Origin of the sequence: Mammaliicoccus lentus (assembly GCF_002902755.1) — a bacterium.
GTDB classification, from domain to species: Bacteria; Bacillota; Bacilli; order Staphylococcales; family Staphylococcaceae; genus Mammaliicoccus; species Mammaliicoccus lentus.
Genome location: NZ_PPRS01000047.1, coordinates 1 through 24,389 on the forward strand (window position 1 = coordinate 1; position 24,389 = coordinate 24,389).

Here is a 24,389-nt window from a genome sequence, read left to right on the forward strand (position 1 = left end):
ATTACATTAAAAATGGCCAAATCCATAGCTTAGCTATGAATTCGACCAAAAAGACATTTTTATTATTTAGTTGTCTACTTGACAGGGTTCACTTCATTCTACTGTATCGCCTTTTGTTAAATATGTGTTGTAATATAAGGTTTCTAAAGCTGTCCTTGCATCGACTACTTTTTGTTTACTATTGTTATCACCTGTACCAGGTTTTAACTTATCTAAATATGTTTGAGTAAAGTTCTTAACTTTTCCATTTTCGATGTTAAAGACAATTTCACCTTTACTATTATTCAATATAGGGAAATCATCATAGCTTTGTTCGTATATGACTTTATTTTTATCTTTATTATTCTCTTTTTGATGATATTCTTTACCTTTATAGGCTTCTTTATTAATTAGAGTTTTAAATGTCTGCTCTTTGCTGTCTTTTGTTAAATTTTCATCATCTAAATCTTTGCTAATTTTTGTATCTTTTTCTGATAATGTATAAACCCCTTCTAGGTCATTTGAAGTGAACGATTTACTATCAGCTGTGATAGCTTGCATTTCTTTATTTTTATAGCTTGGTAAATTCGGTAAATCAATACCTTCTTTTGTAAAGTTCACGTCAGATTGATCATTTGATTCTTGGACAATAGAGTTATTCACTTTATTAAAATAAACAAGAACCAGTCCTATATCAATGAGAATAAATACGATAATGAAGAGTGTTTTGGCATGTTTCCAATCCATTATTTTAACCCTCCATTCTCGTACTGTTTCCATTCGCCATCATATTTTACATACCATTTAGGCGTGAATTCTATTGTATCTTGTAGGTTATCAATATCATCAACTGGTAACGATAAATCATAACCTATAGCAAAATTGGTTACTTTATTAAAATCTATTTCAGCATTTGAGGCTAAATTGAAACGAACTTCTTCTGCTGTTGGTATCTCATCTGATTCTTTCTTAGAAGGTACAGCCACACCAGTAGTAATGAGCCCTCTATTATATTCTGTAATTGTATCTCTACCCCAAGATGCTTCAATTGAAGAAAGATTATCTTCATCAAACACAGGATAGTTATTTAAGAACATTTTATAATTGACGTTACCTTGTTTCGGGTCTGTACCAAATAGGCGAAACTCATCTGTAAACCCAGCATGTTCGTTAATAAATTTAAATGAATTAGATATCGATTTAGAAAGGTCTTTTATGTTGTTTTCATCTTCAGATAAATTTGTATAACCGTATGTTTGTTTCTTCTCGTTTACTGTCGCTATACCTGTATTGTTATTATAAGTTGAAACGTGATTATCATTATTACGAGCAATAACCGAATCACCCAAGATTACATCATTTAAATCCGATACCGAAATTTTGTTCGATACATATCTATAAATATTGATGTTATCTGCTGTTTCAGGTGCATATATCTGATTGATCTCATTCGTCGTATTCTGATTTGTAATAATACTTGTGTAAGGCTTAAATTTAGATGCCGCTTCTTTGTTTATTTTATCAAATTCATGACTTTTAATCGTCGTTTGCAGCTTGATTGCTTTTTGTTTGTTTTCACTTAATAAATATACAATCGCTCGATCTGTTGATTTCGTATCCACGAGTATTCTATCAAAATTAATTTTAGGGTAATTACTCATGCTCAGTCCTAAAACTTGATTTAAATACATTTCACTCGGGACACTGTCCGGGAAGTCTAAAACTGTATATCTTTCTGATAAATCATCTAACTGCACAGCTGATTCACTCGTTAAGATATCTACTTTCTTTACATCTTTATCTAACATAACATCAGTTATCTTCTTGATTTCTTCAACGTTAGACGTCCCTTTCAAATCCGTGCCGTTTCGATTAATAATTCTTAAAGGCATGATAACACTATCTATAGGTTTACTTATTTTAGGTCCAATGGCAGGTGTTTCAGCGTTCATATCGGATTCTAAGTCAGTTAACTCGGGCGTGAAAGTCCATACGCGATATGTCATGAAAACACTGAACAATACGAATATGATGAGTATAACAGATTTAATGACTTCTTTATTACGCATCCCAATCACCAAACTCATCTTCCATTATTTCACACGGTAATGTGATATAAATCGATGTACCTTGGCCTTCTTTACTGTTTGCCCATATTCTACCATTATGGGATTCTACGATTTCCTTAGTAATTGCGAGACCTAAACCAGTACCGCCCATTTTACGTGTTCTTGCTTTATCGACTCTGAAGAATCGATCGAATATTTTATCTACTTTATTAACAGGAATACCAATACCATTATCTTTAATTTGTATTGTCATTCTGTTATATAACGTATTTTGTTTCACATGAAACTCGACACGTTTTTTAGATTCTTGTGAGTACTTAATCGCATTTGTTATGACATTATCAAATACTTGTGTCATCTTATCAGGATCAATTTCTACAAATAGTCCTTTAACTGGTATGTCACGTACAAACGTAACATTTTTACCTTGTGTCATTTCATGACGATTTATAATTTTATTGATAAACATGTTGAAATCAATTAGTTCTGTATTAATTTGCTCGCCTGAATTATCCATTTTAGATAATTGAAGTAAATCGTTTACTAGACGAATCATACGGTCTGTTTCTTCTCTAGTAACATTTAAGAACGTAGGTGCAACTTCTGGATCACGCCAAGCGCCTTCTTCTAGAGCTTCAATATAACTTCTCATAGAAGTTAAAGGTGTACGCAATTCGTGTGAAACATTCGCAACAAATTCACGTCGTTCATTTTCAAGAATATGTTGTTCTGTTACGTCATGTAAGACGGCAATGTAACCATTTATAAACCCAGTATCTTGAATAATTGTACTGAAGTTAACACGTACGATTAGACCTTCCTCTTCGTTAATATCGATAACAAAACTATCATTATTTTCTTGTAAATCATCCAATGAATAGTCTTCATCAATGTTTAAGACATCTAATATATGTTTAGATTCAACTTCTCCACGTTCTAAACCAAGCATCTTAAGCGCCATCTCATTAATAATACGAACACGACCTCGACGGTCAGTAGCTAAAACGCCATCGCTCATATGTGTAATAACTGAGTCTAGTCGACGTTTTTCACTTTCTGTATTCGCTTGTGCTTCTTGTACACGTTTAGATAAGTTATTAAATGAAAGGGCTAGTTCGCCGATTTCATCATTACCGTATATTTTTACGCGCTGTGTATAGTTACCTTTAGACATTTCTAACGTCTGATTACGCATGTCTGATATTGGTTTCGTAATTGTTCGCGCAATAAAGAAACCGAGTACGATTGTGATTAATAATGAAATAGCTGTACCGATAATAAAGATTTGGTTAATGTTATTTAATTGTTCGTAAACAGAATCAATATCTGATTCAACATAAATATCCCCTACAACTTTATCGTCATAATGTACGGGCATATTTTTAATCCACACTCTATTTTTATCTGCAGAATCATTTTTCAAGACAATTTTGTCGTTAGCTTTCCCTAATGATAATGCCTTTTGAACAGAGCTATCGTTTACTTTCTGGTTGACGGTATTTTGATTTGTGGCTTTAGATGTCGCGACAATAATTTGGTCTTCATCGATAAATCGAATTTCATCAATTTCTGTGCGATTTGCATAATCATCTAAAATGCCTTGTATTTCTTTTTGGAAATTTCGGTCTGGATCTTCCGAATTGTATGCTTTCTTGATGTTGTAATTAATCTGTTTAACATGCTGTTCGATATTCGTCTTAAAGTTACGCGTCATTTCTTTTTCTAGACTGTTCGTAAAGTATAATCCGATTATTTGCATACCAATAATAATTAATAAAACATATATTACAACAAGTTTAATGTGGAGGGATTGGAATTTTTTTAACCAGTTCATAGCATCATCCTACTCTTGAGTTTGCAGGAAGTAACCCACGCCTCTACGCGTTACAATGTATTCTGGATGAGATGCATCATCTTCAATTTTCTCGCGTAGACGACGTATTGTAACGTCTACAGTTCTTACATCTCCAAAGTAATCATAACCCCATACAGTTTGTAGTAAATGTTCACGTGTCATGACTTGTCCGATATGTTTCGCTAAGTAATGGAATAATTCAAATTCACGGTGCGTTAATTCAATATCTGCGCCACGTTTTTTAATTGAATATGCATCTGGATATACTGTAATATCTTTAATGACTATTTCGTTTGTTTCTTCATCTTCTGTTTGGCTAGGCTGTGAATAATGTCTACGTAAGTTAGCTTTAACACGTGCGATTAATTCTCGTGTTGAAAAAGGTTTCGTTACATAGTCATCAGCACCTAGTTCTAGTCCTAAAACTTTATCTATTTCCGAATCTTTAGCTGTTAACATAATAATAGGCATGTCGAATTTTTTACGTACTTCACGACAAACTTCCATACCATCTCTACCTGGTAACATAATATCTAATAAGACAATATCTGGTTCTTCTTCATATATTAGGTCTACTGCGTCATTACCGTCATATGCGCAATAAACATCATAACCTTCTTTTTTTAAATTAAATTCTAGTATGTCTGCAATTGGTTTCTCATCATCAACGACTACTATTTTTCTAGCCATAGCACTAACCTCATTTCTTTTTGAAAGTAAGTATCTTCGAGCACAGATTTGTGCATGATATCCTATACTATAATTTAACACTATTTGATGATTAATTCTATTGTTTGCCGTTATTCAATGGTGAATAACATAAAAAATGCTTATCGTTATTACGATAAGCATTAAAAGCGGTCCCGACGGGAATCGAACCCGCGATCTCCTGCGTGACAGGCAGGCATGTTAACCGCTACACCACGGGACCTAATATGTATGAAATTGAAATGGTGACCCCTACGGGACTCGAACCCGTGTTACCGCCGTGAAAGGGCGGTGTCTTAACCGCTTGACCAAGGGGCCTTCATAAGCACAAAATTGATTATAGCATGGTCTGTAAAGAATGACAAGATTTTATTTTAATTTTTTTATATAATATATTTAGGAACATTATAAAGGGATGATGATATGGAAGAGAAGCTCACAATAAAAAAGGGACATCGTAAATTAAGTAAAGGTGAGATTATAAAAAGACTAATTTTTATAACAATCGGCAGTGTCTTAATGGGTATTGGTTTAGAGTTATTTTTAGTGCCGAATAAATTATTAGATGGCGGTATAGTTGGCATAGCTATTATATTAAGTCACTTAACTAATATGAAACTTGGTCTTTTTATATTCTTATTAAATATTCCATTTTTCTTTTTAGGATATAAACAAATAGGTAAGACTTTTTACGATATCAACGGTGTATGCAATTACAGTCCTTTCCGTTACAACAGCTTATTTACATCATTTTGAACCTTTTATTAGAGAAACATTTTTGGTTACAATTTTTGGTGGTGCAATTATTGGTTTAGGTGTTGGATTAGTAATTAGGTACGGCGGATCATTAGATGGTTCTGAAATCAGTGCCATTCTTATTAGTAGTAAAGCGCCATTTTCAGTTGGAGAAATTGTTATGCTAATCAATTTTTTCATATTCGCTGCAGCAGGATTTGTTTTTAATTGGGAATCAGCGATGTTTTCAGTAGTAGCTTATTTTATTGCCTCTAAAATGATAGACGTTACTGTACAAGGTTTTGACGAATCAAAAGCCGTATGGATCATCAGTGATACATATCGAGACATAGGAGAAGCTATAAACGACCGTTTAGGCAGAGGCGTTACATATTTAAACGGTGAAGGAGCTTATACAGGAGAAGATAAAAAAGTATTATTCTGTGTAATAACGAGATTAGAAGAATCTAAGCTAAAAGATATCGTAACAGAAATAGATAATACAGCCTTCTTATCAATCGGGGATGTAAGTGAAGTAAAAGGTGGACGCTTTAAAAAACGTGAAATACACTAATTAATAATGAAAGACAATCCGATATTGATTGTCGTTATTAGAAAAAGAAGCCATACAGCAGGTGTTGTATGGCTCCTTTTTTTAAGGGTTCTCAGTTTTAGGTTGTAACGGGCAAGTTATTGTCTTTTCTTACTAAACGTGTCAATAACGGTAGCCTTATTGTCTTTTCTCGCCAAACGTGTCAATAACGGTAGCCTTATTGCTTTTTCTCGATAGTCTTGTCAATAAGGAAGCAATATGTTGCACGTGGACCTCGTCTTGCAACATTCACTCTCTTATTTACTCAAACAAAAACGCTGAGACAATTAATTTGTCTCAGCGTTTTCGATTTAAAAATTTATTAGTCCCATAAGTTTTCTAATAGGTTTGTTTGGTTTCTATCTGGTCCTACTGAGAAGATAGAGATTTTAACGTTACATAATTCAGAAATACGCTCTAAATAACGACGAGCATTTTTTGGTAATTCTTCTAATGAACGACATCCTGTAATATCTTCTTCCCAACCTGGTAGTTCTTCAAAGATTGGTTTACAACGTTCTAATTCATTTAAGTTTGCTGGGTATTCTGTGATTTCTACACCATCAATTTCGTATGCTGTACAGATCTTAACTGTTTTAAGGCCTGTTAATACGTCGATTGAGTTGATTGATAAATCTGTAATACCACTTACACGACGTGAATGACGTAATACAACTGAGTCAAACCAACCAACACGACGTGGACGTCCTGTAGTTGTTCCGTATTCACGACCTACTTCACGGATATGATGACCATCTTCATCAAATAATTCTGTTGGGAATGGGCCATCTCCTACACGTGATGTGTATGCTTTACATACACCGATTACTTTAGATACGTAAGTTGGTCCAACACCGCCACCAACTGTAACGTTACCTGCAATCGGGTTGCTTGATGTAACAAATGGGTATGTGCCGTGGTCAATGTCTAACATTACACCTTGAGCACCTTCGAATAATACTTTTTCATCATTAACGAAAGCATCGTCTAATAATTTAGCTGTGTCTGTAACATATTGTTTCAAGCGTTGACCTGCTTGGTAATATGTTTCAAAGATTTCATCAAACGTGAAACCTTCAGCGTTAAACATTTTTTCAAATAATTCATTTTTATATTCAAGATTTTGTTTTAAAAGTTTTTCAAATGTTTCTTTATCTAATAAATCAGCCATACGGATACCGATACGTTGTGCTTTATCTACATACGCTGGACCAATACCTTTTTTCGTTGTACCAATTTTATTATCTCCACGTTTTTCTTCTTCTAATTCATCTTGTTTCAAATGATACGGTAAGATAACTTGAGCACGGTTAGAAATTCTTAAATTGTTTGTTGCTACGCCGCGTTCATTTAATGCGTCTAATTCTTTCAATAAAGCTACTGGATCTACTACTACACCGTTACCAATAACACTTGATTTTTCTTCATAAAAAATACCTGATGGTACTAAGTGTAATTTATAAGTTTCTCCGTCAAATTTAATTGTGTGACCTGCATTATTACCACCTGAAAAACGCGCAATAACATTTGCATCTTCAGCTAAGAAATCTGTAATTTTACCTTTACCTTCGTCTCCCCATTGCGTCCCAACTACTACGATTGATGACATGTGAGCACCTCCGCTTTTTCTCATTAACCATTAAGTATTCTATCAGTCCTATACTTAAAATGCAAACTAAAAACGAACATTAATTTATGGTGTTAATTTACATTTTGATATTCTAAAAATTTGCATTAAGAAAGCTTTAACCATGGTAGTTACAAGGTTTTATCCCGAAAATTATATGCTTCAAAACACAAACGAAACAATAATTAACTGTCATTTCACGAAACAAAAGACGTACATTTATTATGACTTTGTAATAAATGTACGTCTTTTGGGTTAAAAACTTTTTTTATCCGAATTCCATACCGGCATGTTGATAATCTATATCTGTAAATTTGTTATATTGTTTCATGAAGTGCAATTTAACGGTTCCTGTCGGGCCGTTACGTTGTTTTGCGATAATAATTTCTATTTCACCGTTTTCATCTTGTGCGCCTGCATCTACCGCTTCGCCATCTTCATCTTCTCCACCACGAGAATAATAGTCATCACGGTATAAGAAAGCCACAATATCCGCATCTTGCTCGATAGAACCTGATTCACGAATGTCACTCATCATCGGTCTTTTATCTTGTCGTTGTTCAACACCACGAGATAACTGACTCAATGCGATAACAGGACATTCTAATTCTCTCGCAATAGCTTTAAGCATACGTGAAATCTCTGATACTTCTTGTTGTCTATTATCAGAACTACGTGAACCACTACCTTGAATCAACTGTAAATAGTCGATTACAATCATGTCTAATCCATGTTCTTGTTTTAATCTTCTACACTTAGCTCTTATGTCAGTGATACGGATACCTGGTGTATCATCGATGAATATTTTAGTACGTGATAATTTACCAACAGCTACTGTAAACCTACTCCAGTCTTCTTCAGTCATAGAACCAGTACGTAATCTATTAGAATCTACGTTACCTGTACTACAAATCATACGTGTCGCTAGCTGGTCTGCACCCATCTCTAATGAGAATATACCGACTGAGAATAAGTTCTCGTGAGTAGCAACTTGTTGGGCAATATTTAATGCGAAGGCAGTCTTACCTACAGAAGGTCTCGCAGCAATAATAATTAAATCGTTGCGGTTAAAACCTGCTGTCATCTGATCTAAATCACGATATCCAGTTGGTATCCCCGGGGTTTGACCACTATTTTGATCTAACTGTTCAGCATTATCGAACACAATACCTAAAACATCTTTAATATCTTTGAAACCTTCTGTCCCTCTAGTAGCAGATATCTCTAAAATTCTCTTCTCTGCATCACCTAATAGTGACTCTAAATCAAGCTCTGGATTATACCCATCTTCAGCAATACTATCTGCTACACGAATTAACTGACGCTTAACAGCATGTTTAAACACAATATCTATATAGAAATGAACGTTTCTAGTTGTTGGTACATTGTTTGCTAATTCAGCTAAATAAGCTGGTCCACCAGCTTCTTCTAGCAAAGACTCAGCTGCTAATTCATCCATCAGGGTAACTGAATCAATTTCCTTATTCTGTTCATTTAACATCAACATAGCTCTAAATATATGTTGATGATTAGCTCGATAGAAAGCTTCAGGTATTAATGTTTCACCTGTTGAGTTAATCAGTTCAGGATCAATTAAGATTGCACCGATAACAGATTGTTCAGCCTCTATATTATGAGGCATTTGTCGTGGATTCATCATATTATCCATACCATCCATACTGATTACTCCTTTCCATTTTTAATATTATTTATTATAACGCATTAAAATAGGTCGGTAAATCAAATACCGACCTATTTTATATAATCTATTATTCTTCTACAACGTGTACCTTTAATGTACCTGAAACTTTATTATGAAGTTTAATTGGTACGTTTGTGTAACCTAAACTGTGAATACCGTTCGGTAAATCCATTTTACGTTTATCAACTTTAATGTCGTGTTGTTTTTGTAAAGCTTGTGTGATTTGTTTTGTACTAACAGAACCGAACAACTTACCGCCTTCACCAGTTTTAGCAGAAATTTCAACTTCTAATGATTTTAACTTATCTGCTAATGCTTTAGCATCATCGATTTCTTGTTGTTTGATTTCTTCTTGTCGTTTGTTTTGTTGTTCTAATTGTTTCATATTTCCTGCTGTCGCTTCTACAGCATAATTATGTTTAATTAAAAAGTTTTGAGCGTAACCTACTGGCACGTCTTTAACTTCTCCTTTTTTACCTTTTCCTTTAACATCTTGTGTGAAAATAACTTTCATTATTCTTCCACTCCTTCTTCATCTGTTTCAACAACCTCAATAAGTTTTTCGATTGCTTCTTCTACTGTTGAATCTTTAATTTGTGTAGCAGCGTTTGATAAATGGCCGCCTCCACCTAGAGCTTCCATTGTTAGTTGTACATTTACTTCTCCTAAAGAACGAGCTGAAATACCAACTGTGTCTTCTGAGCGTTTAGCTACAACATATGAAGCTTCTACACCTTCTAATCCTAATAGTTCATCTGCAGCTTGTGCAACTGTAACAGGATGATAAATTTGTTCTTCATCACCATGTGCAATTGCTACGCCACCTCGGAATAGTTTAACTGTCTTAATTAAATCTGAACGCTTAATATAAGTATCTATATCATCTTTCAAGAAGTGCTGGCAAAGAATTGTATCTGCACCATGACTTCTTAAGAAACTCGCAGCATCGAATGTTCTTGAACCGGTTCTTAACGTAAAGTTACGTGTATCTACAATGATACCTGCCAACATAATTGTCGATTCAATTCTTGTTAAACGATGTTCTGTCGGTTGATATTCTAGCAACTCTGTTACAAGTTCTGCTGTAGAACTTGCATAAGGTTCCATATAGACAAGCAGTGGACTTGAAATAATACTTTCCCCACGTCTATGGTGATCTATGACTACTTTTCTATTTGCTTTATTTAATAAGTTCTCATCTATTACAAGTTCTGGTTTGTGCGTATCAACGACAACCAATGTCGTACGAGATGTCATCTCATGCCATGCTTCTTCTGATGTGATAAACCTTTCTTTCAAGTCTGGTTTCTCATCAATTTCTCTCATAACACGTTGTAATGTATCATCAATATCTGAATCATTTAATACGATATAAGACTCTAAATTATTCATTTTAGCAATACGAGAAACACCAATAGCTGCACCTATCGCATCCATATCTGGTGATTTATGACCCATGATAATGACTTTGTCACCTTCGATTAAGATATCTCTTAACGCATGAGAAATAACACGAGCACGTACTCTTGTGCGTTTTTCCATTGGGTCAGTCTTACCACCATAGAATCTTACGTTACCGTTAAAGTTCTTGATGGCAACTTGGTCTCCACCTCGACCAAGAGCTAAATCTAAACTTGATTGAGATAGTTCACCAAGTTCTATTAGGTTCTCACTGCCTTCACCAATACCTATACTTAAAGTAAGCGGATGCCCAATTTCTCTTGTCTTATCTCTCAAATCATCTAACAGATTGAATTTAGATGCTTCAATATCTTCTAAAATACTATTGTTTAACAATCCAATAAATTGATCCGAACTATAACGTTTAACATACAATTCATAACGAGTTGACCAATCATTAATTACATTAGTAATAAGACTATTCACTTCTGAACGTTGTGAGTCATTCATGTTTTGTGTAATTTCATCATAGTTATCTAAAAATATCGTAGCGATGATAGGTTTTTCATTTTCATATAATTCATATACACGTGAAGTTTCTGTTATATCAAATAAATAAATTGATTTTTCATTTTCAGTGTAAGTGACTTTATATTTGTATGATCCTTCTTCAATTTCTACTTCTTGTGTATTTTCTAATCTTTTTAATATATTTGGAAATATTTCATTTATTGGTTCGTTTAATACATCTCTTTCTAAACGTCTACTAATAAAATTATTAATCCATTCAATATTATAGTTTTTATCGAGTAATATTACGCCAATTGGCAAATCACTCACAGCACTCGTTTTACTTTTGGTAATACGACCCGCTAGACTCCCGATGTATAAATCTAATTTTGCAAAGCTGGTTCTAATAAAGTAAACACTCGCTGCAAATAGGACTACAGTAATAACCGTCGCAATAATCGCCCAAAATATTGAATTTAAAAAACTTAAAACGAGCAGTGCTAAAGCCAAGACCATCATAATAATATAAGGAAATATTAGGGCTTTTTTAACTGATTGACGGTTCATAAACTCACCTCAATTTACTTTTTTATGCGTTGTTTTAAATTAAACCATATGTCCATTAAGCCAAATAAGTATGCAATTGGTTTAAATATAAAAGCAAGAACGAAAATAATTACAGCTACAATTACAGGTAATTTTTTTACTTTTATAAATAAATGGAATAGGGATAATGCTTGGATAAATATAACCCATTCTAACACAAACTGTAAGTTAGTGACTATGCCATACATCACAACATTGTCTTTCGTTACGAATAAACTAACGAGTACTGTGATTACAAAAATGAAAGCGACACTACTTTTAATTTGCCACATAAATAATGGTCTGAATACCGGTGTTGCGATTTTGTACTTTCTCAATATAGGGAAAGTCACGAGTAAATTAACAAGTACTAATAAAAATACCCATAATATAATATACCCAGGAATACTAGCTTGTAATATATCAATTGAAGCTTGAAGAGATTCTTGAATTTCTGTACTGAAATTACCACTCATTTCAAAATAAGACACGATTACATCATAATATTCATTAAAAACATTACTTGTTAGTGGTAGTTTTCCCGTTAATTGCATGATTAACACACCAGCAATTGTTAATACACTCATAAATGCTGTTACTAAATATAATATACGTTCTTTAGATGTACGTTCTATTAATAATTGTCCAATAAATACACTCATAAAAATCATCAGTGTCATGACAGTTAATAAATATACGTTACTAAGTAATACGGTTGCGCATAATGCCACTACAACTGTCACAAAAAACGACGGTTTTGATCGATACCAAAGTATTGTTCCAGGTATTGTAATGAACGGTAGTATTACAAATGCTAAAGGTGGTAAAAAGTTAATAATAACCATACTTAACATTAGTAAAACTATTGAAATAATTGTCGCTTTTATATCGACTTTAAAAGACAAAATTTTCACTTCCCAATCTATTTTAAACATCTTTCTCTATTTTACAGATTTTTATACTTTAAAACAATGTAGGTGACTTTTTTTAACGACTTAACGTGCTTTAAATTTATGTAATTTTAAGAAATGATAAACATATGGTGCCCAATCTCCAAAGTTTAATAAAAATCCGTCATGGCCAACATTATCTGGTACGAAGAAATGTCTATGATACTTGAAGAATCGACCGAGTGATTTTACTTGGTCATCTGGATATAATAAGTCATCAGTGAACCCTAGTGTTAATACTTTTGTATCTATTTGTTTTAAGCGTTCTTCAACATCATTTCGTCCTCTAAATATATCGTGGCTATCTAATACATCTAATAAAGTGAGATAACAATCTTTATTGAAGCTATTTTTAAACTTATTACCTTGATATTTTTGATAACTGACAACATCATCTGCTGAGAATCTTGCTTCATAATCTTTACTTGAACGATAAGTTAAAAAGCCTAATTGTCTTGCAATACTTAATCCGTCTTGACCATTCATTTGAATAACTTGTCTTGCAATTTCATTGAAAGCTCTGCTATAAGATGATGTCTTTTCAGTTGCCGCTAAAATAACAGCTTTCTTAACTTCAATTGACCCGTCATATAAAATTTCGAGAGACTGCATGCCACCTAATGAACCACCAATTAGAACATCAATTTTTTCATAACCAAAATGTTTCAAAGCCAATATATTAGCTTTAGTTACATCTCTCATAGTTAATGTATCTGGAAAATGGGGTGTATTTAATTTTGAACTCGACCCAAATGGGCTACCTATAACGTTAAAAGTTATAAATTGATAATCATTTATAGACAGATAACCACCATCGATAATTTCTCTCCACCAACCTGGATGCTCATCATCTCCATACGTTAAATGGTTACCTGTTAATGCATGACAGATAACAACAAGCGGTTGCCCCTTATAACCGACATGCTCATATTGAAGCTTTAAGTTGTCAATCACTTCTCCTGATTCTGTTTCAAATCGACCTAATTCTACTGAACCTGTTTCACGAGAAATCATCTTATCTAACCCCCTCTTATATAATAGAAAAACTTCTTACTCGTTAAAGAAGTAAGAAGTTCTCATCATTCTTATTATGCGAGTAGACTCGTTGGTCGTAGCACCGTATCTAAGGTGACCGGTTGCTGAAGTTTCATCGGGCCAAATCCCTCAACTTCTCTGAATAAGCTTTACTATGTAATTAATATTAAGAATACTAGAAAAGCAATGCTCTTTCAATAACTTATACTTTGTTATTAAAAGACAAATCTTACAATAGCCATAATCAACATCCCTGCTAAAACAGATATTGTTAAACTACGCGTGACAAATGCAATAACGACAGTTGGTACTGCAACAAAAACACTTTCTAAGTTAAGTTGATATCCTGTTGATCCTTCTTGATTTAACATGCCTTCTACAATAAGTGCTGTAAATAAACAAACCGGCACAAATTGTAACCATTTAATGATTCCAGCCGGTAATTCAAATCTTGATAATAAAACAAACGGCGCTACTCTTATAACCCATGTCATAATGAAACACCCAGCTGTAATGAGTAGTAAATACATTGATATCGTCATTTATCAAACACCACCCCTGCAATTGAAGCGACTAATGTTGCTAATATAATAGAAAGAAACGTTGGCATAAATAACGTAAATAGCAACATACAAAAAATTGTTAAACATATGAGCCACAAATGATAAATTATTTTATTTTTTTGTATCGTTTCGAATTGAGCAACTAATAGAAAAATAAACATTGCTGACAATGCATAGTCTAATCCGAACGTTTCTGGGTTTGGAATTAGATTACCTATTAAACCACCTAATATCGAAGTTGTAACCCATAATATATATGCTGAAATGTTAAGCCCGTGCATCCATGTAGCATTTAAAGATTTTTCTTTTGCATACTTTGTAATAGCTACACCAAATGATTCATCAGTTACAAGAGTTCCAATTCCAATATTTGACCACAAACTATTGTTTTTGAAGGGTGGTACTAAAGCTAAACTTTGTAAGAATAAACGAGAATTCACAAAGAATATTGTTAAGAAAATAGCAGATATAGGAGATTGGATAGCTACAAGCGCACAAATGATAAATTGAGCAGCACCTGCATAAACAAAAATGGATAACAATGCAATTTCTAAAATGGATAAACCTGATGACACTCCAACTACTCCGAAAGCTATCGCAACACTAAAATAACCGAGCATTGTTGGTATACAATCTTTAACACCTTGTAAAAACAAGGATTTATGTATGCTTGCAGATTCCTGCACTTATAATACCTCCATTCTCAAGGAGATAGTTCCAAAGGTTAGTCTAACGTTTGTCTAACCTCAGTGTGACTTACCTCTTTTTTTGTTTTTAATATGTATTAGTTTTATCATATCAAATTAAGTTTAGCAATATAATTTGACGAAATATTAAGACAATTAATAATCCTTATATAAATAAAAAAAATGGTAGCTCAAAGAGCTACCATTCTTTATTTATATTATTCTCCTAAGCTAAATTCAGCACTTGCTTCGAATTTAACATCTTTACCTATCATTACGCCACCAGTTTCTAATGCTTGGTTAAATGATACGCCATATTTTTCACGATCGATTTTACCATCCACTACAAATCCTGTAACTGTTTCTCCGTTTAATGGGTTTTTACTTACTCCATTAAATTCTAAATCGAATGTTTCTTCATGTGTTGTACCAGCAATTGTTAAATCGCCAGTTACTGAATCTTCACTTATAGATTTAGATTCGAAAGTAATATTTGGATTTTCTTCTGCACTAAAGAAATCAGCTGATTTTAAGTGTGCGTCACGATCAGGGTTATTAGTATTAATTGAATGTGCTTTAATTGTTACTTTAGCTTTTAATGATGATAAATCATTTACGTCACCAGTAACTTCTACATCATAATCATCAAAAGTACCTTTAACTCGAGATACCATTAAGTGTTTTACTGTAAATTCTAAACTACTGTGTACTTTGTCGAAATTGAAATTAGTCATGTGTCATAACTCCCTTTATTTATTTTGTATACTAAGTATACCAGATATAAAAATTATATTCAAGTTAAATCTAAAAAAAGAGTAACCATTAATATGATTACCCTTTTTATACTATTTCACACATTTATAATTCTATTACAGTTTGACCACCCATAAATGGTACTAATACTTCAGGAACAGTAATTGTACCATCTTCATTTTGATAGTTCTCAACAATAGCAGCAAATGTACGTCCTACTGCTAACCCACTACCATTTAAAGTGTGTACAAATTCTGGTTTAGAATCTTTATCACGTTTAAATCTAATATTTGATCTTCTTGCTTGGAAATCTGTCATATTTGAACATGAACTAATTTCTTTATAATCATTGTAGCTTGGTAACCAAACTTCAATATCATATGTTTTTGCACTTCCAAAGCCGATATCTCCAGTACATAGGTTAACTGTACGATAAGGAAGTTCTAGAGCTTGAAGTACTTTTTCAGCATGGTTAGTTAATTCTTCTAATGCATTGTATGAATCTTCAGGACGCTCGTATCTCACCATTTCTACTTTATTAAATTGGTGTAGACGAATGAGACCTCTTGTATCGCGACCTGCAGAACCCGCTTCACTTCTAAAACAAGCTGATTGTCCTGTGAATTTGATAGGGAACTGTTCATTTTGAAGCACTTCATCACGATAGAAATTCGTTAAAGGAACTTCTGCTGTTGGAATTGTATAAAGTCCTTCTTTTTCAACTTTAAATAAGTCTTCTTCGAATTTAGGCAGTTGACCTGTTCCAAACATTGAATCAGCATTTACTAATTGAGGAACCATCATTTCTGTATAACCATGTTGTGTCGTATGCATTGTAACCATAAAGTTCATTAATGCTCTTTCAAGTTGTGCTCCTTTACCAGTTAAGAAGACAAAACGTGCACCTGATACTTTAGCTGCTCTATCAAAATCAGCCATTTTTAAATTTTCTACTAAGTCCCAATGCGCTTTAGATTCAAAATCAAATGTTCTTGGTTCGCCCCATTTACGTACTTCAACATTATCATCTTCGTCTTTACCGACAGGTGTTTCATCACTAATTAAATTAGGAATTCTTACTAATTTGTAAGTTACATCATCATTTAATTTGTTTAATGATTGATCAATTTCTTTAATTTGATCTCCAACTTGACGCATTTCTAATATAACGTCGTCAGCATTTTCTTTATTGCGTTTCTTTTGAGCAATTTCTCCACTTACTTTATTACGTCGTGATTTAAGTTCTTCTGTTTTTACAATAAGTTCACGGCGTTCTTTATCTAATTCTAATATTTCATCTACTACTGATGGATCGTCGCCTCTTTTAGCGATTTTTTCTTTTACATATTCAGGTTCAGTTCTAATCATTTTAATATCTAACATAACGTTTCCTCCCTATTTTCTATATTGTTTAAGAAAAAAAGCACCACGTTCCTTGTTATTACACAAGGGACGTGGTGCTTACGCGTTGCCACCCTATTTAACAGTCTGTAATAGACTGCACTCTAAGTCATTATAACGGTTTAAACCGATTGTTTTTCTTAAAAAGGATAGATTCATTTAAGTTTCATGTCTTGTTTGCACCAACCACAAGCTCTCTATACATACCCGCTTAAATTACTTATTCCTAAACAATATAGTTATTAAATTAACCTAAATATACCAAATGGCTATGACCTTTTCAAGGAATAATTAAGATTCAGTAATAAGTCCAGTGTTTTCATAGACTTTTTTACCATCAATAATAACTGTTTGAGCATGGTTTACGCCATAATGATATGGTAAGTATTCATGATTTGGAATATCCCATACAACTATATCAGCTTGATCACCAGCTTCAATTGTACCCGCTTCAGCATCAATTGCTTTTGCAGCATTGACTGTAACAGCATTCCAAATTTCGTTTGGTGTTAATTTTAATTTTAGTGCTGCGATGCTCATTACAAGTTGTAAATTATCGGTTACACAACTACCTGGGTTGAAATCAGTAGCAATAGCAATTGCACCATTATTATCTAGCATACCCCTTGCATCTGCGTATTGGTCTTTTCCTAAGTAGAATGTTGTGCCAGGTAGCAACACAGCGATTGTTTGGCTATTATTTAATGATTGTTTATCTTCTTCACTTGAAGCAACTAAATGATCTGCAGAAATCGCACCTTCATCAATTGCTAAGCCTAGTCCACCTAATGGGTCAATTTCATCAGCGTGGATTTTAACTTTTAATCCTTTATCTTTAGCTGCTTGCATATAACGTCTTGACTCTTCTACTGTAAATACACCTGTTTCACAGAATATATCAGCAAAATCAGCTTTGTCTTTCACATCATCTAATAAATCAATCATTTCTTGTAAGAAAGTAGCATTATCTTTTGCATCTTTAGGTACTGCATGAGGTCCTAAGAAAGTATGTTTCATTCTAATTGGTGTATTTTCTTCTAAACGATGTGCAACATCAAGTTGCTTTAATTCAGTCTCTTTATCTAAACCGTAACCACTTTTAGCTTCAACTGTTGTAGTTCCAAATTGAATCATCCTAACAATTTCTTTTTTTGATTTATTATATAATTCTTCTTCTGAAGCGTTTCTTGTAGACTCAACTGTACTTAAGATTCCTCCACCTTGTTTAAGTATGTCTAAGTAACTTACGCCTTGTTGTTTTAGTGCCATTTCATGTTCTCTAGAGCCACCAAATACTAGATGTGTATGTGCGTCTACTAATCCAGGAGACACGACTTGGTTTGTCGCGTCTATTACTTCTTTCGCTTCATACTCTTCTGTATGTTCTCCTGCATATACGACTTTGCCATCTTTAACGACAACTGTTCCATTGTTAACAATTTTTAAATCATTCAATTCTTTGCCTTTTAGTGGGCCTTCTGTCTTCTTAGGTAAAATTAATTCACCTATGTTTTGAATTAAAATATCATTCATTGTTCTCTGTCTCCTTTAACATTGGAATATCTACGTTTTTATTTTTAGCTGTGTCTATCGCAGTTTCATAACCTGCGTCTGCATGTCTTACTACACCCATACCCGGATCTGTCGTAAGTACTCGTCCTAAACGTCTATCAGCACGCTCACTACCATCTGCTACAACAACCATACCAGCATGTAATGAATAACCCATACCTACGCCTCCACCGTGATGAACTGAAATCCATGAACCACCTGCAGCTGTATTAACAAGAGCATTTAATATTGCCCAGTCACCTACTGCATCAGAACCATCTTTCATTGATTCAGTTTCTCTATTTGGTGAAGCTACAGAACCTGAGTCTAAATGATCTCGTCCGATTACGATTGGTGCAGATATTTCACCATTTCTAACCAACTCGTTTAATGCTAATCCCATTTTTGCACGTTCACCGTAACCTAACCACGCAATTCTTGAAGGTAATCCTTGGAATGCAATTTTTTCACTTGCCATATCTAACCAACGCATTAATTTTTTATCTTCAGGGAACAACTCTCTCATTAATTGATCTGCTCTTTCGATATCTTTAGGGTCCCCACTGAGCGCCGCAAATCTGAATGGTCCTTTACCTTCACAGAATAATGGTCTAATGTAAGCTGGCACGAAGCCTGGGAAGTTGAAGGCATTCTCTAAACCTTCATCGAAAGCAACTTGTCTAATATTATTTCCATAATCAAATGCTATTGCACCTTTTTCTTGAAAAGCTAACATAGCTTCAACATGTTTTTTCATAGATGCAGAAGACAATTTAACATATTCTTTAGGATCATTTTCACGTAATTTATCAGCTTCTTCTAAAGAATAACCTTCTGGTACATAGCCATTTAGTGGATCATGTGCTGATGTTTGGTCAGTGACGATATCAATTTTAAATCCTCTATTTAATATTTCGTGATGAACTTCTGCAGCGTTACCTACTAAACCAATAGCTAATGGTTTTCCTGCATTTTTAGCTTCTTCTGCTTTTTCTAATGCTTCGTCTAAAGAATCTGTAATCATATCACAATAGCGTGTTTCAATACGTTTCTCAATTCTTGAAGGGTCTACATCTACACCAATTACAACACCTTCATTCATTGTTACGGCAAGTGGTTGTGCGCCACCCATTCCACCTAATCCAGCAGTTAAAGTAATCGTGCCTTTTAACGTACCTCCAAAGTGTTGATTAGCCAGCTCTGCAAAGGTTTCAAATGTACCTTGAACAATACCTTGTGAACCAATATATATCCAACTACCTGCAGTCATTTGACCATACATCATGAGACCTTTTTATCTAATTCATGGAAATGTTCCCAATTTGCCCATTTAGGTACAAGTACTGAGTTAGATAAAAGCACACGTGGAGCTTCTTCATGCGTTTTAAATACTGCAACTGGTTTACCAGATTGAACGAGCATTGTTTCATCGCTTTCTAATCTTCTTAGCGTTTCTACAATTGCATCAAAGCTTTCCCAGTTACGTGCTGCTTTACCAATACCACCATATACAACCAATTTTTCAGGATGTTCTGCTACTTCTGGATCGAGATTATTATAAAGCATTCTCAAAACTGCTTCTTGCTCCCAACCTTTACATTCTATTTCTAAACCTTTTTTCGCTTTAATATTTCTAGACATAATTCATTTCCCCTTTATTAAAAGATTAGTAAACTTAATGGAATTGCTATTAATAATGTAAGTGCGACACGAATAAACCAAATCACCACAAGTTTCCAAATTGGAATTTTAATATCTGTAGCTAAAATACAAGGTATTAAAGCTGAGAAGAATATAATTGCTGAAATACTTGTAATAGCTACTACAAATTTCACTTCTATTGCTGCTTTCACCACTAACAATGATGGTAAGAACATCTCTATGATTGATATCATGGATGCTTTTGCTAATAAAGGCTTATCATCAATAGGAAAAATATAAATAAATGGATAGAAAATATAGCTTAACCAATCAATAATAGGTGTGAAATTAGCTAATATTAATCCTAAAAATCCAATCGATAATATAGATGGTAAGATAGCCATCGTCATCTCTACGCCATCTTTAAGATTAAGGCCTATATTTTTAAATAATGTTAATGATTGATATGATTGTTTCTTTGCTTCATCATAAGCAGCTTTCATATAATTCCCTTTAACTTTAGATTCTTTTTGTCCTTCTTGATTATTGTAATATGCCTCTGATTCTCTAGAGATCGGTGGCAAATGAGCAGAAATTGCTGTTACAACAAATGTGATTATTAATGTACTCCAGAAGAATAAATTCCAGTGACCCATTAAGTCTAACGTTCTCGCTACAATAACCATAAATGTAGCAGAAACTGTTGAGAATCCTGTTGCGATTATGACCGCTTCTTTCTTGTTATACATGCCATCTTTATATACTCTGTTTGTGATAAGTAATCCTAAAGAGTAGCTACCTACAAATGATGCCACAGCATCAACAGCAGACTTACCTGGTGTCTTAAATATGGGTCTCATAATCGGTTGCATCAATACCCCAATAAATTCTAGTAATCCATAACCTACTAAAAAGGAAAGTGCAATCGCTCCTACTGGAATTAAAACACTTAGTGGTAACATCAACTTATCAAATAAGAACGGTCCATAATCCTTATCAAATAATAATTTAGGTCCTATCTTAAATACGTACATAATGCCTATCACTGCACCAAGTAGCTTAAAAATAACAAGAACACAATCTGTAAAAGATTTTTTAAAATCCATTCTGATAACAGGTAAAATAGCGCCTATTATAATGATAATTAATGCATAATAAGCAGTTAAATCTCCTAACAATGACCGAATACCTAAGTGAATGTGGTCAACAAGTATCGTATTATCTTTACCTATTTGTATAGGAATAAAGAATAAAATAATACCTATAATGCTAAATACATAGAATTTCCACATATCTTTACCTTTGTCTTGAAACTGTTGATTAATCATCACAACACCCCTTTGTTTCAAAATTCACTATCTTAAATATTCACATACCCTTTCTATATCGTGATGAAAGACTCTATCTTCAGTTATCGAAGGTACAACTTCTCTTAACTCCATATATTTTTCTTTTGTTCTAGGTGAAAGCTTTTCTACCCCTTTAATTTCTACCGCTTGTAGAGCGATGATACATTCTATCGATAATACTCTTCTTACATTTTGGATAATTTGATAAGCATGTCTTGCTCCAATCGTACCCATCGAAACATGATCTTCTTGGTTAGCTGAAGAAGGTATTGAATCGACGCTAGCAGGATGTGCTAAAGTCTTATTTTCTGATACAAGCGAAGCGGCAGCATATTGCATAATCATTGCTCCACTTTGTAAACCTGGTTCAGGACTTAAAAATGCTGGTAATCCACCATTTAATTGTGGATTAACTAACCTTTCTAATCGACGTTCAGAAACATTCGCTAATTCTGCAACTCCGATTTTCAAGAAATCCACAGCAAATGCTATTGGTTGTCCATGGAAGTTTCCACCTGATATAACGAGTGTTTCATCATCTTTATCAAATATTAATGGATTATCGTTTGCAGCATTCATTTCTAATTCTAATTTTTCTTTCACATAATTTAGCACTTGAAAACTTGCTCCATGAATTTGTGGGATACATCTTAATGTATATGCATCTTGCACACGTACTTCCCCTTGACGTGTTGTAAGTTTTGAACCGTCTAACCAATTACGCATTCTTTCAGCCACTTCAATTTGTTCATTAAAGTTTCTTACGATATGCACATGCTCATCATATGCATCCACAATTCCATTTAAAGCTTGATGTGTTAATGAAGCAATCCACTCTGAATTATAAGCAATATTTTCCGCTTCTATATACGCAATAACGCCTTGAGCTGTCATTGCTTGAGTTCCATTTATTAATGCTAAACCTTCTTTAGCTTGTAATGAATGAGGCTCTAATTCCAGTTTGTGCAAGACTGCTTTAGCGTTTAGTGTTTCACCTTTATAATGCACATCGCCTTCCCCAATTAAAGCTAATGCTAGGTGTGATAATGGAGCTAAATCACCTGAAGCTCCTAAAGATCCTTGCTCTGGTATAACCGGTATAATTCTTCTGTTAATAAATTCGACTAACAAGTTTACTAAGTCTTCTGTTACACCTGAGTGGCCTTTTAACATTGTATTTAATCTTAAAATCATCATGACTAATGAAACATTGTCTGGAAAGGCTTTTCCTACGCCACAAGAATGTGAACGAATTAAATTAATTTGTAAGTCATTGTATTTTTCTTGCTCAATCAATACATCACTGAACAATCCAAATCCAGTTGTTATACCGTATACAGTTTCTTTATTATTTATGATTCGTTCAACTGTTTCTCTACTTTTTCTAACATTAATTAAAGCTTCCTCTGAAATAGATATTTGCCTATCTTCTTCTAAAAATGTTTTAATATCTTGAATCGTTAAATCTTTACCTTTTAATATTAAAGTCACAAATAACACTCCTTTGGACACAAAAAAATACAACAAAAATTTATTTGTTGCACCTTTCTCTTATCTAATGTCTAATAGGTGTTCTTATGTCTATATATGATTGATACCTAAACCGATTGTTTCATGTTCTTTTCCTTTAATAGGAGCTCCTATTGTGCCGTATAGACTAACGGCTATCCATTCTCCTTCTTGTTTATCAGAATATGGATATCCTCTCACAACAGAAAATTTTAAACCAACAGTTCTCATAATTTCACCTATAGATAATTCACCTCTCGTAATACCATTTACTGCTTCTAATATTGCATGATACAAAGCGTGTGTTTCTCTATACTGCGTTTCAGATATAAGGTTCTGTCTTCTAGCTGCTGTCTCTATTGAAGAGATAATCTTATTAAGCGACATCGTTCCAATCTTACCAACTATAAATTGCATTTGATCGCAGTCTGGATTCAATTGTTTCGCAGTTTGCTCATCAGTAAGAGTTAATAATGTAGCATACTTACCAATTGATATTTGTTCAGTCATGTGAAAACTCCTATCTTATCTAATAACTAATATCTATATTCACATTATATTTTTAGTATACGCTTTCATAATTTTTATAACAATACTTTTTAAGATATCCGTAACACAGTGATTGATTAATACATTAGCTTATTAAAGTTTTTTATTTAGTTCAATTAGTAGGATAAGTTGAAGTACTAAAAAAATGTTTTTTCACTTTAAAATCAATATGATTATCTTCTATAATTTCTTTAAAAATGTATTAACATTTTAATGTCTTGATTTTATCAATACAATTATTTAAATAACTTCACAAAAAATTTGGTATTAGTTAAGGACATTTTTATATCCATAACTAATATGTCTAAATTAAATTGATTACAAACGCTTATTTAAATGTTTTTAATCAAAAAATATAGTACTAGTTATGGACATTTTTGGGTCCATAGCTAATACTATATAAGTTAAATTGCTAAAAAAGTGTTTTTTAACTTTAAGATCAACATGATTATCTTCTATAATTTCTTTAAAAATGTATTAACATTTTAATGCTCTGATTTTTATCAATACAATTATTTAAATAACTTCATAAAAAATTTAGTAATACATCTGAACCTTTTTCGGTTCGTTCATAAATCTTACTATATAAGTTAAATTGCTAAAAAGTATTTTTTCATTTTAAGATCAATATGATTATCT

18 protein-coding genes, 2 tRNA genes, 2 pseudogenes, 1 riboswitch and 1 other annotated feature are annotated in these 24,389 nt (G+C 33.2%); of the genes and pseudogenes, 1 reads left to right on the forward strand and 21 read right to left on the reverse strand.

Annotation, left to right across the window (positions count from 1 at the left end; genetic code table 11):
• Nucleotides 1-93: 93 nt before the first annotated feature.
• From yycI to CD135_RS11160, 6 genes are all read right to left on the reverse strand, one after another.
• Entirely contained in the window at nucleotides 94-726 is a 633-nt protein-coding gene (gene yycI / locus CD135_RS11135) for a two-component system regulatory protein YycI (RefSeq protein WP_245942466.1), read from the reverse strand.
• Nucleotides 726-2,048, reverse strand: coding sequence for a YycH family regulatory protein (locus CD135_RS11140; RefSeq protein ID WP_103269487.1), 1,323 nt, complete (start codon nucleotides 2,046-2,048; stop codon nucleotides 726-728). Before CD135_RS11140 ends, yycI begins: the two co-directional genes overlap by 1 nt.
• Complete coding sequence (walK, locus tag CD135_RS11145) at nucleotides 2,041-3,882, reverse strand: cell wall metabolism sensor histidine kinase WalK (protein WP_103269488.1); 1,842 nt, start codon at nucleotides 3,880-3,882, stop codon at nucleotides 2,041-2,043. Before walK ends, CD135_RS11140 begins: the two co-directional genes overlap by 8 nt.
• 9 nt (nucleotides 3,883-3,891) lie before the next feature.
• Complete coding sequence (gene yycF / locus CD135_RS11150; RefSeq protein WP_064204313.1) at nucleotides 3,892-4,593, reverse strand: response regulator YycF; 702 nt, start codon at nucleotides 4,591-4,593, stop codon at nucleotides 3,892-3,894.
• A gap of 168 nt (nucleotides 4,594-4,761) precedes the next feature.
• Nucleotides 4,762-4,834: transfer RNA gene (locus CD135_RS11155), tRNA-Asp, on the reverse strand.
• Nucleotides 4,835-4,854: 20 nt separating this feature from the next.
• Nucleotides 4,855-4,929: transfer RNA gene (locus CD135_RS11160), tRNA-Glu, on the reverse strand.
• A 105-nt stretch (nucleotides 4,930-5,034) separates the two neighbouring features.
• Between CD135_RS11160 and CD135_RS11165 the strand changes: the two are divergent.
• Nucleotides 5,035-5,920 (forward strand): annotated as a pseudogene (locus CD135_RS11165) (YitT family protein).
• Nucleotides 5,921-6,260: 340 nt separating this feature from the next.
• Here CD135_RS11165 and CD135_RS11170 read toward each other — a convergent pair.
• The 15 genes and pseudogenes from CD135_RS11170 to hutP form a co-directional block, all read right to left on the reverse strand.
• Nucleotides 6,261-7,547 (reverse strand): adenylosuccinate synthase, encoded by a 1,287-nt coding sequence (locus CD135_RS11170; RefSeq protein ID WP_064204311.1) that lies wholly within the window; start codon nucleotides 7,545-7,547, stop codon nucleotides 6,261-6,263.
• A 286-nt stretch (nucleotides 7,548-7,833) separates the two neighbouring features.
• Nucleotides 7,834-9,234 carry a replicative DNA helicase gene (gene dnaB / locus CD135_RS11175; RefSeq protein ID WP_026023617.1) on the reverse strand — a complete coding sequence of 467 codons (1,401 nt, stop codon included), beginning with the start codon at nucleotides 9,232-9,234 and terminating at the stop codon, nucleotides 7,834-7,836.
• A 100-nt stretch (nucleotides 9,235-9,334) separates the two neighbouring features.
• Entirely contained in the window at nucleotides 9,335-9,781 is a 447-nt protein-coding gene (gene rplI, locus CD135_RS11180) for a 50S ribosomal protein L9 (protein WP_064204310.1), read from the reverse strand.
• Nucleotides 9,781-11,745, reverse strand: a complete 1,965-nt coding sequence (locus CD135_RS11185) for a DHH family phosphoesterase (RefSeq protein WP_064204309.1) — start codon at nucleotides 11,743-11,745, stop codon at nucleotides 9,781-9,783. The genes rplI and CD135_RS11185 overlap by 1 nt, the downstream gene beginning before the upstream one ends.
• Before the next feature lie 14 nt (nucleotides 11,746-11,759).
• Complete coding sequence (locus CD135_RS11190; protein WP_239705289.1) at nucleotides 11,760-12,677, reverse strand: DUF2232 domain-containing protein; 918 nt, start codon at nucleotides 12,675-12,677, stop codon at nucleotides 11,760-11,762.
• 81 nt (nucleotides 12,678-12,758) lie between these two features.
• Nucleotides 12,759-13,727, reverse strand: a complete 969-nt coding sequence (gene metX, locus CD135_RS11195; protein ID WP_016999164.1) for a homoserine O-acetyltransferase MetX — start codon at nucleotides 13,725-13,727, stop codon at nucleotides 12,759-12,761.
• 68 nt (nucleotides 13,728-13,795) lie between these two features.
• Nucleotides 13,796-13,897: riboswitch (SAM riboswitch) on the reverse strand.
• A gap of 66 nt (nucleotides 13,898-13,963) precedes the next feature.
• On the reverse strand, nucleotides 13,964-14,290 hold the full coding sequence (locus tag CD135_RS11200; RefSeq protein WP_016999165.1) for an AzlD domain-containing protein: 327 nt from the start codon (nucleotides 14,288-14,290) through the stop codon (nucleotides 13,964-13,966).
• Nucleotides 14,287-14,931: an AzlC family ABC transporter permease gene (locus CD135_RS11205; protein WP_050988893.1), complete on the reverse strand. Its 645-nt coding sequence runs from the start codon at nucleotides 14,929-14,931 to the stop codon at nucleotides 14,287-14,289. Before CD135_RS11205 ends, CD135_RS11200 begins: the two co-directional genes overlap by 4 nt.
• 284 nt (nucleotides 14,932-15,215) lie before the next feature.
• The gene (locus tag CD135_RS11210) at nucleotides 15,216-15,731 is read right to left on the reverse strand and encodes a YceI family protein (protein ID WP_016999167.1); all 516 of its coding nucleotides are present in this window, start codon (nucleotides 15,729-15,731) and stop codon (nucleotides 15,216-15,218) included.
• 124 nt (nucleotides 15,732-15,855) lie between these two features.
• Nucleotides 15,856-17,133: a serine--tRNA ligase gene (serS, locus tag CD135_RS11215; RefSeq protein ID WP_016999168.1), complete on the reverse strand. Its 1,278-nt coding sequence runs from the start codon at nucleotides 17,131-17,133 to the stop codon at nucleotides 15,856-15,858.
• A 62-nt stretch (nucleotides 17,134-17,195) separates the two neighbouring features.
• Nucleotides 17,196-17,394, reverse strand: a binding site (T-box leader).
• 48 nt (nucleotides 17,395-17,442) lie between these two features.
• Complete coding sequence (gene hutI, locus CD135_RS11220) at nucleotides 17,443-18,684, reverse strand: imidazolonepropionase (RefSeq protein ID WP_016999169.1); 1,242 nt, start codon at nucleotides 18,682-18,684, stop codon at nucleotides 17,443-17,445.
• A pseudogene (gene hutU / locus CD135_RS11225) lies at nucleotides 18,677-20,343 on the reverse strand (urocanate hydratase). The gene hutI and the pseudogene hutU overlap by 8 nt, the downstream one beginning before the upstream one ends.
• Nucleotides 20,344-20,360: 17 nt before the next feature.
• Nucleotides 20,361-21,671 carry a YjiH family protein gene (locus CD135_RS11230; RefSeq protein ID WP_016999171.1) on the reverse strand — a complete coding sequence of 437 codons (1,311 nt, stop codon included), beginning with the start codon at nucleotides 21,669-21,671 and terminating at the stop codon, nucleotides 20,361-20,363.
• Nucleotides 21,672-21,698: 27 nt separating this feature from the next.
• Nucleotides 21,699-23,183, reverse strand: a complete 1,485-nt coding sequence (gene hutH / locus CD135_RS11235) for a histidine ammonia-lyase (protein ID WP_064204304.1) — start codon at nucleotides 23,181-23,183, stop codon at nucleotides 21,699-21,701.
• A gap of 90 nt (nucleotides 23,184-23,273) precedes the next feature.
• Nucleotides 23,274-23,711: a hut operon transcriptional regulator HutP gene (hutP, locus tag CD135_RS11240; RefSeq protein WP_016999173.1), complete on the reverse strand. Its 438-nt coding sequence runs from the start codon at nucleotides 23,709-23,711 to the stop codon at nucleotides 23,274-23,276.
• Nucleotides 23,712-24,389: the final 678 nt, after the last annotated feature.

Coding starts and splice junctions, on each gene's coding strand:
- yycF (WP_064204313.1), bottom strand. CDS start 4,593: ATGGCTAGAAAAATAGTAGTCGTTGATGATGAGAAACCAATTGCAGAC.
- walK (WP_103269488.1), bottom strand. CDS start 3,882: ATGAACTGGTTAAAAAAATTCCAATCCCTCCACATTAAACTTGTTGTA.
- CD135_RS11210 (WP_016999167.1), bottom strand. CDS start 15,731: ATGACTAATTTCAATTTCGACAAAGTACACAGTAGTTTAGAATTTACA.
- yycI (WP_245942466.1), bottom strand. CDS start 726: ATGGATTGGAAACATGCCAAAACACTCTTCATTATCGTATTTATTCTC.
- hutI (WP_016999169.1), bottom strand. CDS start 18,684: ATGAATGATATTTTAATTCAAAACATAGGTGAATTAATTTTACCTAAG.
- CD135_RS11230 (WP_016999171.1), bottom strand. CDS start 21,671: ATGATTAATCAACAGTTTCAAGACAAAGGTAAAGATATGTGGAAATTC.
- rplI (WP_064204310.1), bottom strand. CDS start 9,781: ATGAAAGTTATTTTCACACAAGATGTTAAAGGAAAAGGTAAAAAAGGA.
- dnaB (WP_026023617.1), bottom strand. CDS start 9,234: ATGGATAATATGATGAATCCACGACAAATGCCTCATAATATAGAGGCT.
- CD135_RS11185 (WP_064204309.1), bottom strand. CDS start 11,745: ATGAACCGTCAATCAGTTAAAAAAGCCCTAATATTTCCTTATATTATT.
- CD135_RS11200 (WP_016999165.1), bottom strand. CDS start 14,290: ATGACGATATCAATGTATTTACTACTCATTACAGCTGGGTGTTTCATT.
- CD135_RS11170 (WP_064204311.1), bottom strand. CDS start 7,547: ATGTCATCAATCGTAGTAGTTGGGACGCAATGGGGAGACGAAGGTAAA.
- metX (WP_016999164.1), bottom strand. CDS start 13,727: ATGATTTCTCGTGAAACAGGTTCAGTAGAATTAGGTCGATTTGAAACA.
- serS (WP_016999168.1), bottom strand. CDS start 17,133: ATGTTAGATATTAAAATGATTAGAACTGAACCTGAATATGTAAAAGAA.
- hutP (WP_016999173.1), bottom strand. CDS start 23,711: ATGACTGAACAAATATCAATTGGTAAGTATGCTACATTATTAACTCTT.
- CD135_RS11205 (WP_050988893.1), bottom strand. CDS start 14,931: ATGCTCGGTTATTTTAGTGTTGCGATAGCTTTCGGAGTAGTTGGAGTG.
- CD135_RS11140 (WP_103269487.1), bottom strand. CDS start 2,048: ATGCGTAATAAAGAAGTCATTAAATCTGTTATACTCATCATATTCGTA.